The sequence below is a fragment of the Hydrogenophaga electricum genome (genome assembly GCF_030160815.1).
GTDB classification, from domain to species: Bacteria; Pseudomonadota; Gammaproteobacteria; order Burkholderiales; family Burkholderiaceae_C; genus Hydrogenophaga; species Hydrogenophaga electricum.
In genome coordinates this window covers 1-12,019 of the sequence record NZ_BSPB01000036.1, presented here as the reverse complement: position 1 = coordinate 12,019, position 12,019 = coordinate 1, and the positions used below count along the sequence as shown (strand labels likewise).

The following is a 12,019-nucleotide window of genomic DNA, read 5'->3' as shown; positions in this document are numbered from 1 at the left end:
TTCTGCTTGCGACCGCCTGGAAGGCGCGCCGCTCAGGTCGGCTGTCCGTTCTTTCGATCTACCCGGAGACTTTCGCCGTGTTCATTTCTTCCGCTTACGCCCAGGCCGCCGCCGGTGGCGACACCTCTTCCACGCTGATGAGCCTGCTGCCGCTGGTGCTGATGTTCGTGGTGCTGTATTTCGTGATGATCCGCCCGCAGATGAAGCGCCAGAAGGAACACAAGGCCATGATCGAGGCCCTGGCCAAGGGTGACGAGGTCGTGACGGCCGGCGGTTTCCTGGGCAAGGTGTCCAAGATCGGTGAAATCTACGTCGGTGTGGAACTTGCCGATGGCGTGGAAGTCCAGATGCAGCGCAGTGCCGTGGTGCAGGTGCTGCCCAAGGGCACGGTCAAGTAACAGCGTGCCTGGCGCCGCGGTGCGGCGCTCCCCGCTCTGGCGCGGCTTCGGTGCCGGGCGGGCCGCAAGCCGGGCCCCGGTGCGGCAGATCGGCCGGGTGCCACCAGACCCTGTGGTTTGAGTGATCGAAGTTTCTAGCGTGCCGGAAGGCCTGTCTTTATGAACCGTTATCCGCTGTGGAAGTACGCCATCATCGTGGTGGCGCTGCTGGTCGGCCTGATCTATGCCTTGCCCAACCTGTTCGGCGAATCGCCGGCGGTGCAGGTCTCGTCGGCCCGGGCCACGGTGAAGGTGGACGGCGCCACGACGAGCCGGGTGGAGTCGGCGCTGTCGGCCGCGAACATCCAGCCGACGCTGGTGCAGTTCGACGGCAATTCGGTGCGCGTGCGTTTCAACGACACCGACACGCAGATCCGCGCCCGCGACGTGCTGGAGCGCACCTTCAACCCCGATCAGGCTGCCCCGGGTTACGTGGTGGCGCTGAACCTGCTGCCGCGCACGCCGGCCTGGCTGGCCAGCCTGGGCGCTGCCCCGATGTACCTGGGGCTGGATCTGCGTGGTGGTGTGCACTTCATGCTGGAAGTGGACATGCCGGCGGCCCTGCAGCGGCGCCTGGATGTGCTGGCGACCGATCTGCGCACGGCGCTGCGTGAAAAGGGCATCCGCCACAGCGGCATTTCGCGCAACGGCCAGTCGATCGAGGTCCGCGTGGCCGACGACAACATGCGCCTGGCGGTGGAAGACCTGGTGCGCCAGCAGCTGACCGATCTGGCGGTGCCGCAGGGCACGCCGGCCAACCCGCAGTCGCTGGTGCTGGCGCTGCGGCCCGAGTCGCTGCGCCAGATTCAGGACCAGGCCCTCAAGCAGAACATCACCACGCTGCACAACCGGATCAACGAACTCGGTGTGGCCGAGCCGGTGATCCAGCAGCAGGGAGCCGACCGCATCGTGGTGCAGTTGCCGGGCGTGCAGGACACGGCCAAGGCCAAGGACATCCTGGGCCGCACCGCCACGCTGGAACTGCGCATGGTGGACGAGAGCACCGACGGGCTGGCCGCCGAGCGCGGCACCGGGCCGATGCCGTTCGGTTCGGAGCGCTACCTGGAGCGCAGCGGCCGCGCGGTCATCGTCAAGCGCGATGTGCTGCTGACCGGCGAAAACCTGACCGATGCGCAGGCCGGGTTCGACGATTCCCACCAGGCCGCTGTGCACCTGACGCTGGACAGCAAGGGTTCGCGTGTATTCCGCGACATCACGCGCGAGAACGTGGGCAAGCGCATGGCCATCATCCTGTTCGAAAAAGGGCAGGGCGAGGTGGTCACGGCGCCGGTGATTCGCGGCGAGATCGGCGGCGGGCGGGTGCAGATTTCCGGGGCCATGACCACGGCGGAGGCCAACGACACGGCGCTGCTGCTGCGCGCGGGTTCGCTGGCGGCGCCGATGCAGATCATCGAAGAGCGCACCATCGGCCCCAGCCTGGGCCAGGAAAACATCGAACGCGGGTTCAACAGCCTGATCTGGGGCTTTGCCGCGATCGTGGTGTTCATGTGCGCGTACTACGCGCTGTTCGGGGTGTTCTCCAGCCTGGCGCTGGCGTTCAACCTGGTGTTGCTGGTGGCCATTCTGTCGATGCTGCAGGCCACGCTGACGCTGCCCGGCATCGCGGCCATGGCGCTGGCGCTGGGCATGGCCATCGATGCCAACGTGCTGATCAACGAACGTGTGCGCGAGGAACTGCGCAGGGGTTCGGCACCGCAGACGGCGATCAATGCCGGCTACGAGCACGCCTGGGGCACGATTCTGGATTCCAACATCACCTCGCTGATCGCCGGGGTGGCGCTGCTGCTGTTCGGCTCGGGCCCGGTGCGGGGTTTTGCCGTGGTGCACTGCATCGGCATCCTGACCAGCATGTTCTCGGCCGTGGTGTTCTCGCGCGGGCTGGTGAACCTCTGGTACGGCCGCAAGAAGAAGCTCAAGAGCGTGTCGATCGGCACGGTGTGGCGCCCGGGGTCTGAGGGCAGTACCGTGGCCAAGGCCGACTGAGCAAGAAGGAACAGGTCATGGAATTCTTCCGTATCCGTCGCGATATCCCGTTCATGCGCCACGCGCTGGTGCTCAACGCGGTGTCGTTCGTCACGTTTGCCGCCGCTGTGTTTTTCCTGGTCACGCGGGGGCTGCACCTGTCGGTGGAGTTCACCGGCGGCACCGTCATGGAGGTGGCCTACGAGCAGCCGGCTGATCTGAACGCCGTGCGCAAGGTGGTCGAGGATCTGGGCTACCTGGAAGTGCCGGTGCAGAACTTCGGCAGTTCGCAGGACGTGCTGCTGCGCCTGCCGCCGCAGGCGGGCAAGACCTCGGGCGAGCAGAGTGCGCAGCTGATGACGGCGCTCAAGGCGCAGAACCCGGCGGTGGAGCTGCGCCGCACCGAGTTCGTGGGCCCGCAGGTGGGGCAGGAACTGGTGCAGAACGGCCTGAAGGCGCTGGGCCTGGTGATCCTGGGGATCATGATTTACCTGGCCATGCGCTTCGAGTGGAAGTACGCGGTGTCGGCCATCATCGCCAACCTGCACGACGTGGTGATCATCCTGGGCTTCTTCGCCTTCTTCCAGTGGGAATTCTCGCTGGCGGTGCTGGCGGCGGTGCTGGCCGTGCTGGGCTATTCTGTCAACGAGTCGGTGGTGATCTTCGACCGGATCCGCGAGGCGTTCCGCCGGCAGCGCAAGATGACGTCGGTGCAGGTGATCGACCATGCTATCACCTCGACCATCAGCCGCACGATCATCACGCACGGCTCGACCCAGATGATGGTGGTGTCGATGCTGTTGTTCGGTGGGCCGACGCTGCACTACTTCGCCATGGCCCTGACCATCGGCATTCTGTTCGGCATCTATTCGTCCGTGTTCGTGGCGGCGGCCATCGCGATGTGGCTGGGTATCAAGCGCGAAGACCTGGTGAAATCGTCCCGCAAGGAAGGCGATCAGGACGACCCGAACGCGGGCGCGGTGGTGTAACCCGAAACCGCGAAAAACGCGGCGGCTCCCGCGGGCGCGTGGCGTTCGGATGAGTCCTTTCGTGTCATACTGAACGAATTGTGTCTTCGCCCGATCCTCACGTCTCCTCACTCGCGAAGCAGGCGCGGGAACTCTTTGTGGTTCACGTCGGGCGGTGCTTGCCCGACCTGGTCAAAGCCTGTGATGCCCGGCTGTCTTCGCTGATGGAGCAGGTCGGTCCGGCGCGCGAAATGCAGGAGCGCCGCGACGCCTGGATGGACTTCCGCCAGCACCAGACAAGCTGGCTCAACAACGCCCGAAAATCGCTCCAGCGGACCTTGCTGCCTCGCTTCAGCCAGTCCGGCCAGTCGCTCTCGGCGCCGGCCCGGTTGGAACTCGTGGCCGAGGGCGCTATCGACGACCAGATCCTCGCCTCACGCCTGGCGATGCGGGTGCTGGACCAGTGCTCTACTGAACTGAACGAACTGCGCCTGCGCATCCAGCACCTGGAGCGCCGTCAGGAATTGCCCCGTGGCGATGTGCTGCTGCCCGATGTGACGGCGCGCATTCTGGTGGATCAGTGGCTCAACCTGTCGCTCTCGCGCGAAGGCTGGCAACTCATCCAGGACGCGCTGGCGCCCGAGCTGGCCAAGCACATGCTGGCCGCCTACAAGGCCGCGAACGAATTCCTGGTGGCCAGTGGTGTGATGAAGGAGATCGACCTTCAGGCGCTGGTCAAGCGCGCCCCTGGCAACCGTTCCCCTTTGCCCTCGATGCGGGTGGCCGATGGTGAGCAGGCGGCCGAGGCCGGCGCATCGGGGTCGGCTGGCCGGGGTGGTTCTGCCGGCGGCGGTAGCGGTGGCCAGGGTGCGAGCGGAGCCGGCCGAGGTGCCGGCGAGGGTGGCGGTGGTTCGGGCGGGTCGGAGGCTGGTACGTCCGGCGGCGGGGCCGTATCAGGCCGCAGCGGTGGTCTCTCGAAACGGGATGGCGGAATGAGCAGCCGCCAGGGCATGGCCAGCGGGATTCAGGACGAAACCCGTCTGCTGACGAGCACATCGCCGCTGGCACGGGCGCGCCAGCGTGCCCAGGGTGTGATGGGGCGGCTCAAGCGCCTGCTGGCCGACAAAGTGGGCAGCGATTTCGAAGCAACCCAGATCCTCGAACCGTCGCCGCGCCTGGACAACGCTCTGCGCATGGCGGCGCCGGTGCTGATCGAGCCGGTGGCCACGCCCACGACTTCCGGCCGCGGCATGGCCTATGTGATGGACGCTTCGCACGTCGAGAAGGCCGCGTCCGATCTGCGCCAGCGCACGGCGGAGTTCAAGGAGGCGGCGGCCACACCGTCGGAGAAAGCCATCATCGAAGTGGTGGCCCTGATGTTCCAGAGCATCCTGGCTGAAGAGCGCATCCCGCCGAGCGTGCGCGTGTGGTTTGCCCGTCTGCAGATCCCGGTGCTGCGCGTGGCGCTGGCCGAGCCGGAGTTTTTCGGGTCGCTGCAGCACCCGGCGCGGCGGCTGATCGACCGCATGGGCTCGTGCGTGATGGGGTTTGAAAGCAGCGTGAATTCGGCCGCGCTGGAGGCGGAGATCAAGCGCGTCGTGCAGGTGATCGAGCAGTACCCCGAGACGGGGCGCCGCGTGTTTCAGCTGGTGCTGGACGAGTTCCAGAAATTCCTGGCCACCCATTTGAGCGAGCAGGGCGCAGCGAGCCGCTTCGTGTCGGTGGCGCAGCAGGTGGAGCAGAAGGAAACGCTCACGGTGCAGTACACGATCGAGCTGCGCAAGCTGCTCAACGACGTGCCCGTGCGCGACGAAATCCGCGATTTCCTGTTCAAGGTGTGGGTCGATGTGCTGGCGGTGGCGAGCGTCAAGTACGGCGTCAAGCACGAGGAAACGGCTGGCCTGCGGCAAGTGGCGACCGACCTGCTGTGGGCCGCCAGTGCCAAGCCCAACCGCAACGACCGGGCGCGCGTGATCCAGCAGTTGCCGGGCCTGCTGCAGCGCCTGCGGCAGGGCATGGGCCTGCTGGGGTTTCCGGCCAGTCTGCAGGATCAGCACATCAAGTCGGTCAGCGACACGCTGGCCGATGCGTTCATGTCGCGTACCGAAGTCATCCCGCAGGAGAGCCTGGACAAGCTGTCGGATCGGCTGGCCCATCTTGAGGACTACCTGCCTGAGAGCGGTGTGGGCGATCTCGATCTCGACAACGACAGCATCGAGATGATCACTGGCGTGGATGCCAGCAACATCGAGGTGATCAGCCAGGGTGGCAGCCAGCCGAACGAGGCGATGCGCGCCTGGGCGGTGGAGCTGCAGATCGGCACCTGGTTCGGGCTGGACCACAACGGCCGGCTCAACAACGTGCAACTGGCCTGGCGCAGTGAGCGTGGTCAGTTGTTCATGTTCGTCTCCGGCACGGGGCGCTGCTTCCTCATCCAGGTCAACCGCGTGGCCGCCTACCTGCAGGCGGGGCTGCTGGTGCCGAGCGAAGAGGAAACGCTCACGGTGCGTGCGACGCGCGACGCGCTGGCCAAGCTGGACGCCAACCCCGAGCGCTTGCTGGCCTGAATCCGCTTGCTGAAGGGCGGCGTCAGGCCGTGCCGAGGCGTTGCAGCAGGCCGCCAGGCAGGCGGGCCACCAAGCCGTCGAGTTCCAGTTCCAGCAAACGGGTTTGCAGGGTGGCGGTGTCCAGGCCGGTGCGTGCCTGCAGCGCATCCAGGCTCACGGGGTCGAAGCCCAGTGCTGCCAGCAACGGGTCGTCTGGCCCTGTCGCGGTGTCGGCGTCCGATGCTGGCGCCAGCGCTGTGGGCGTGGCGATGCGCAGGTCTTCCAGGATGTCCTGCGCGGACTCGACCAGTTTGGCGCCTTGGCGTATCAGTGCGTGACAGCCCCGGGCCTGGGGCGAGTGGATGGAGCCGGGAATGGCGAAAACTTCGCGGCCCTGCTCGGCGGCCATGCGGGCGGTGATGAGCGAGCCGGACTGGAGCGCGGCTTCCACCACCAGCGTGCCTTGCGAAAGCCCGGCGATAAGGCGGTTGCGCAGGGGGAAGTGGGGCGCCAGAGGCGGCGTGCCCAGCGGGTATTCGCTGAGGATGAGGCCCTGTTGGGCGACGATGCGGCGCGCCAGGTCCAGATGGCGTTTGGGGTAGACCCGGTCCAGACCGGTGCCGACCACGGCAATGGTCGGGGCACCGGCATCGAGCGCGCCTTCGTGGGCGGCACCGTCGACACCCAGCGCCAGCCCGGAGACGACACAGACGCCGGCCTCGCCCAGCGCACGGGCGAACTGGCGCGCGTTGTCGGCGCCCTGGGCCGTGGGGTTGCGGCTGCCCACGATGGCGAGCCGCCGGGGATGCTGCATCAGGCTGGCATCGCCCAGTGCATGCAGCAGCACGGGGGGATCGGCGGTTTCGAGCAGGTCGGCCGGATAGGCCGGGTCGCCCAGGGGGATGAGTTGGCGTTGGGGATCGGCGTCCAGCCAGGCCTTGAGCTGTGCGAGGGCATCGGCAAATCCCTCGGGCTCGACGAGCAGGGCTTCAGCCAGGCGCGGGCCGACCACGGCATGCAGCACCGGCCGGGTTTGGGCAAAGATGGTTTCGGGCGGCCCGAGCGCGGCCAACAGCTTGCGGGCGCTGTCGCGGCCGACGCCGGGCGTGAGCAGCAGCCGCAACCAGGCGGCGAGCTCGCCGGTGGGCATGCTCAGGGGTTGGTGAAGCGGTCGCCCACCTTCACGCCGTCGGCGATCTGCAGCACGACGGCGTAGGACACCCGGTCGAAGGTGCGGAACACCATCATCAGGCCGTTGCGCTCGCCCGGCAGGCGCAGCGTCGGGCGGCTGTCGTCGGTGCGGTCGGTGAAGGTGTTGGTGTCGCGCTCCAGCGCGAGCACGGTGCCGGGCTCGACGCCATGCTGGCGGCCGCGGTTGATGGTGACGATCTGGTTCTGGCCGGCAAAACGCACCGCGTTGCCATAGACCGAGACGATCTGGCCCTTGAGTTCGACGGTGGGCGAATGCGGCACGTAGTGCGGGAATTCGCGCGGCGGCTCGGGCAGCAGGCGGTCGCCGACGCGGATCTCTTCCTTGGCGGCGGTGATGTCGATGGTGGCGGGCACCAGCTCGTCGTCGGCCTGCTGGGGGGCGGCAACCGGCTTGTCGGCGACCTGTTCGCGCGCGATGTTGTGCTGAGCGCCGTAGGACGCGGTGTAGACGTCGGGGCCCTTGGGTTTGACGACGGGGGTCGGCTCGACCGGTGCGGGCTGGCGGGATTCCGAGCGCGCCAGGAAGGCCTTGCCGATGTACTGCGCCTCGTAACCGAGGACTTCGCCGGTGCCGGGGTCCTTGAGCGGGGTGGCGTTGCGGTAGACGCGGTAGTGGCGCGGCTTGCCGTCGGCGGTGCTGAGGGCGGTGGCGCTCGGGTCGTCGCCATCACCATACTGGGCGCGGGCGTAGGCGCGGTCGCCCAGGCTGAGCAGGACGCGATTTTCCGGCGTGGCCACGATGCGCGGCGCGCGCGAGAAGGTGGCTTCGTCGACGATGATGGGGTCGGTCAGGAAGGGCTCGACCGCCTGCAGGTTGATCGGCGGAATGGCCGATTCGGACAGGCTTTCGTAGCGGGTGCGCGGCGAAACCTTGACCGTGGTTTCGCCACCGGGGCGCCGCGTGCTGAGCCGGGCGCGACCGTTTTCGGTGATCAGGAACAGCGTTTGCCCGGGGAAGATCAGATGCGGGTTGCGGATGTCATCGAGGTTCATGCCCCAGAGTTCGGGCCAGCGCCACGGGCTCTTGAGGAACACGCCGGAGATGGCCCAGAGCGTGTCGCCGCGCTTGATGGTGTAGCTGTCGGGGGCATTGGGGGCCAGTTCGGACAGCGGCACGCCGGCTTGGGCCACCTGGTTGGCGGTGGCGCGCTGGGCCGGGGTGATGGGGTACTTCTGCGCCCAGGCCATGCCCGTGGACAGCAGGCTCAGCGCGGCGGCGCACGCCAGAGGTTGCAGGGCGGAAGACAGACGTTGGTTCAATGGCATGGATGGCCCCTGGGGCAATTACCTTGTTCCCGGCCCCCCGGCAGGGAGGCGCAGGCCGGATTGGTAACTTTTCTTGACAAAGCTCTTTCAATTTTGCGCCCAAGCCCTTGATTAGGCAACGTCTAAGAAGGCGCCTTGCTGCGCACCCCGGGAAAAGTGGCGAAAATAGCGACAAAGCACCTGCCGACGTCACATTCCGGGCTCTTCTGCACCCGAGGCCGTGCCGCCGCACACCCCCGCCGAAGGGGGCGAATACCGTATGACCGCTCCACCGCTCCTGACCATCCTCCGCTATCCCGACCCGCGCCTGCACACCGTGGCCCAGCCCGTGCAGGCGGTGGACGAACGCATCCGCGCGCTCATCGAGCGCATGCTCGCCACCATGTACGACGCCAACGGCATCGGCCTGGCGGCGACGCAGGTGGACGTGCACGAGCGGCTTGTCGTCATCGACGTGAGCGAAGAGCGCAACCAGCCGCTGGTGCTGATCAACCCGGTGATCGAGTGGGCCAGCCCGGAAACCCGCAAGGGCGAAGAGGGGTGCCTGTCGGTGCCCGGCATCTACGACGGGGTGGAGCGCTCGATCGCGGTGAAGGTGCGCGCGCTCGATGGCGCGGGCCAGAGCCGCGTGATCGAGGCCGAGGGCCTGCTGGCGGTCTGCATCCAGCACGAGATGGACCACCTGATGGGCAAGGTGTTCGTGGAATATCTCTCACCGCTGAAGCAAGGGCGCATCAAGACAAAGATGGTCAAGGCCCAGCGGGAGGCCACCCGCGCATGAACATCCGGCGGTGGCTGCTGGGGCTGATTGCTTTGAGCCTGTTCGGACTGGCAGGGTGTGCCGGCATGCCCGAGCGCCTGGCGCCAGGCACCCCGCGTGCGGACATCGAGCAGCGCCTGGGCCGGCCGACCACGGAGTACCCGCTGGCCGACGGCCGCCGCCTGCAGTATTCGCGTCAGCCTGGTGGTCAGCAGGTCTACAACCTCGATCTGGACGCCGCTGGCCGGCTGCGCCAGTGGGAACAGGTGATGACGCCCGAATGGCTGGAGCAGCACATCGCGGTGGACCGCTGGCGCCGCGAGGACGTGCTGTTCCACCTGGGCCGCCCGGCGCTGGTCGAGCGGGTGGCGCGCTTTCAGGGCGACGTCTGGACCTACCGCTTCCTGGCGGTGAACCTGCCGCGCCTGGTGCATGTGCACATCGATCCCGACGGCGTGGTGCGGCGCGTGGTGTTTGCCGACGAACCCATGCCCGACGCACCCCCTGACGCCCCCGGCCGCTCCTGAGCGCGGGTGGCTCTCTTCCGGACCTTCTCCTCATGAAACTGGTTTTTGCGGGCACGCCCGCTTTCGCCCGCGTGGCGCTGGAGCGCCTGGTGGCGGCGGGCTTCGAGGTTCCCCTGGTGCTGACCCAGCCGGACCGGCCCGCCGGCCGGGGCATGAAGCTGCAGGCTTCGCCGGTCAAGCAGTTCGCGCTCGAACAGGGCATGGCGGTGGCGCAGCCGCGCAGCCTGCGGCTGGATGGCAAGTACCCCGAAGACGCGGCCGCCGCGCGCGCGGCGATCGACGCGGCCGGTGCCGAGGCCATGGTCGTCGCCGCCTACGGCCTGATCCTGCCGCAATGGGCGCTCGACGCGCCGCCACGCGGCTGCCTGAACATCCACGCCTCGCTGCTGCCGCGCTGGCGCGGTGCGGCGCCTATTCACCGGGCCATCGAGGCCGGCGACGCCGAAACCGGTGTGACCATCATGCAGATGGACGCCGGGCTGGACACGGGCGACATGCTGCTCATGGAGCGCCTGCCCATCGCCGCCACCGACACCACCGCGCGCCTGCACGACCGGTTGGCCGACCTGGGCGGACGGCTGATCGTCGAAGCGCTGGAACTGGCGGCCTGCGGTGGCTTGCGCGCGGTGCCGCAACCCGCCGAAGGCGTGACCTATGCGCACAAGATCGAAAAGGCCGAGGCGGCGCTGGACTGGGCTTTGCCGGCGGCCGTGCTGGCGCGGCGGGTGCGCGCCTTCGACCCGTTTCCGGGCGGGGCCACGGCGCTCGCGGGTGAACCTGTCAAGGTCTGGGCGGCGCACGCCGAAAGCGCGGGCACGGGCGCGGGCCAACTTGGCCAGGTGCTGGCCGCCGACGCCCAAGGGGTGCGGGTGCAGACCGGTGACGGGGTGCTGGTGCTGACCGCGTTGCAGCGCGCTGGCGGCAAGCGCCTGGGTGCGGCCGATTTCCTGCGCGGTTTTGCGCTGGCACCGGGTCAGGTGCTCGACGCGGCGCCGGCAGGAGCGGCCTGATGTTCTATCTGCCCGAACACCGCAAGCACCCCGAGTTCTGGGAAGGGGTGCGTGACCAGGCCTCGGTGGCCGTGGGCATCTCGGCCTGGGGGCTGATGACGGGCGTGGCCATGGTGCAGTCGGGGCTGTCGGTGGCCGAGGCGCTGCTGATGACCTTCATCGTCTACGCCGGCAGCGCGCAGCTCGCTTCGGTGCCCATGATCGCGGCCGGCGCGCCGCTGTGGGTGATTCTGGCCGCGGCCTTCTGCGTCAACCTGCGCTTCGTGGTGTTTTCCGCCCACCTGCGGCCCTACCTGATGCACCTGCCGCGCTGGCGGCGCCTGGTTTCGGGCTACGTGACGGGCGACCTGAGCTATGTGTTCTTCGCCCGCCGCTATCCCAAGCCCGGCCAGACGCCGCTGGAGGTGGCGCGCCAGCAGGCCTACCTGATGGGCAACTGCGCGATCAATTACCTGTGCTGGATGCTGGCCAGCGTGATCGGCATCTTCCTGGCGCACGCCATTCCGCCGGCCTGGGGTCTGGGGTTCGCCGGCATCCTGGCGTTGCTGGGGGTGCTGTGTTCGTTGGCCAGTTCGCGGCTGCGCATCGTGTCGGCGGGCATCGCCGCCGCGGCCGCCGTCGCGGCCTGGGCCCTGCCGCTCAAGCTCAATATCCTGGTGGCGATCGCCGCAGCGGTGGCGATCTGCCTGGTGCTGGAGAAAACGCCGCTGCGCGGCGCGGGAGACCAGCATGCTTGATGTCGATCCGTGGAACCTGCTGACCTTCGTGCTGTTGGGCGGCGTGACCGTGATCACGCGGGGTTTCTTCTTCCTGTCGAACAAACCCTGGACGCTGCCGCACTGGGCCCAGCGCGGCCTCCAATACGCCCCGATCGCGGCGCTGGCCGCAGTGATCGGTCCTGAGGTGCTGACCACGCACGGTGAACTTTTGCGGACTTGGCAGGACGCGCGGCTGTTCGCCACCGCCGCCGGGGTGGCCTGGTTCTGGTGGCGGCGCAGCGTGCTGGGCACCATCGTCGCCGGCATGACGGTTTACCTGCCGCTGCACATCGGCCTCGGCTGGTGAGGCGCGCGCCGGGGGCTCAGGCGCAGGCCGGGCTGCTGGCGGGCTGACCGGCGGTCAGTGCCCAGTGGGCGTGCACCAGCCGGGTGGCGCAAGCCACGCCATCGAACACCGGCAGGCCCAGGCGTTCGCTCAGCGCCGGGGCGTAGCCGCACAGCACGGCCCCGGCCAGCACCACGCTGTGGGCGCCCGCAGCGCACAGCGGGCGCACGGCCTCGGTCAGGGTGTCCAGCACCGGGGGCAGCACG

At 68.2% G+C, this 12,019-nt stretch carries 12 protein-coding genes; 9 read left to right on the top strand and 3 right to left on the bottom strand.

The window, feature by feature from the left end; translation table 11 throughout:
* The first annotated feature begins 77 nt into the window (after positions 1–77).
* The 4 genes from yajC (at position 78) to QQK43_RS16885 (ending at position 5,955) form a co-directional block, all read left to right on the top strand.
* Positions 78–398 (top strand): preprotein translocase subunit YajC, encoded by a 321-nt coding sequence (gene yajC / locus QQK43_RS16900; RefSeq protein WP_234264172.1) that lies wholly within the window; start codon positions 78–80, stop codon positions 396–398.
* Between the two features lie 159 nt (positions 399–557).
* The gene (gene secD / locus QQK43_RS16895; RefSeq protein ID WP_284308671.1) at positions 558–2,441 is read left to right on the top strand and encodes a protein translocase subunit SecD; all 1,884 of its coding nucleotides are present in this window, start codon (positions 558–560) and stop codon (positions 2,439–2,441) included.
* 17 nt (positions 2,442–2,458) lie between these two features.
* Entirely contained in the window at positions 2,459–3,409 is a 951-nt protein-coding gene (gene secF / locus QQK43_RS16890) for a protein translocase subunit SecF (RefSeq protein WP_284308670.1), read from the top strand.
* Between the two features lie 80 nt (positions 3,410–3,489).
* Complete coding sequence (locus tag QQK43_RS16885; protein ID WP_284308669.1) at positions 3,490–5,955, top strand: DUF1631 family protein; 2,466 nt, start codon at positions 3,490–3,492, stop codon at positions 5,953–5,955.
* 22 nt (positions 5,956–5,977) lie between these two features.
* Here QQK43_RS16885 and dprA read toward each other — a convergent pair whose 3' ends face one another.
* Both dprA and QQK43_RS16875 read right to left on the bottom strand, forming a co-directional pair.
* On the bottom strand, positions 5,978–7,084 hold the full coding sequence (gene dprA, locus QQK43_RS16880; RefSeq protein ID WP_234264168.1) for a DNA-processing protein DprA: 1,107 nt from the start codon (positions 7,082–7,084) through the stop codon (positions 5,978–5,980).
* A gap of 2 nt (positions 7,085–7,086) precedes the next feature.
* Positions 7,087–8,412 (bottom strand): LysM peptidoglycan-binding domain-containing protein, encoded by a 1,326-nt coding sequence (locus tag QQK43_RS16875; RefSeq protein ID WP_234264167.1) that lies wholly within the window; start codon positions 8,410–8,412, stop codon positions 7,087–7,089.
* Between the two features lie 259 nt (positions 8,413–8,671).
* On the opposite strand from QQK43_RS16875, the gene def reads away from it, so the two are divergent.
* The 5 genes from def to QQK43_RS16850 are packed head-to-tail and all read left to right on the top strand — an operon-like array spanning position 8,672 to position 11,774.
* Positions 8,672–9,193: a peptide deformylase gene (gene def, locus QQK43_RS16870; RefSeq protein ID WP_234264166.1), complete on the top strand. Its 522-nt coding sequence runs from the start codon at positions 8,672–8,674 to the stop codon at positions 9,191–9,193.
* A complete protein-coding gene (locus tag QQK43_RS16865; RefSeq protein WP_284308666.1) occupies positions 9,190–9,699 on the top strand; it encodes a hypothetical protein in 510 nt (169 codons plus the stop codon). Before def ends, QQK43_RS16865 begins: the two co-directional genes overlap by 4 nt.
* A gap of 32 nt (positions 9,700–9,731) precedes the next feature.
* Positions 9,732–10,709, top strand: a complete 978-nt coding sequence (fmt, locus tag QQK43_RS16860; RefSeq protein WP_284308665.1) for a methionyl-tRNA formyltransferase — start codon at positions 9,732–9,734, stop codon at positions 10,707–10,709.
* Positions 10,709–11,446 carry an AzlC family ABC transporter permease gene (locus tag QQK43_RS16855; protein WP_234264163.1) on the top strand — a complete coding sequence of 246 codons (738 nt, stop codon included), beginning with the start codon at positions 10,709–10,711 and terminating at the stop codon, positions 11,444–11,446. Before fmt ends, QQK43_RS16855 begins: the two co-directional genes overlap by 1 nt.
* Complete coding sequence (locus QQK43_RS16850; RefSeq protein ID WP_284308663.1) at positions 11,439–11,774, top strand: AzlD domain-containing protein; 336 nt, start codon at positions 11,439–11,441, stop codon at positions 11,772–11,774. Before QQK43_RS16855 ends, QQK43_RS16850 begins: the two co-directional genes overlap by 8 nt.
* A 16-nt stretch (positions 11,775–11,790) precedes the next feature.
* Here QQK43_RS16850 and QQK43_RS16845 read toward each other — a convergent pair.
* Positions 11,791–12,019: aspartate/glutamate racemase family protein (locus QQK43_RS16845; protein WP_348533543.1), on the bottom strand; the 229-nt coding region annotated here is incomplete at its 5' end.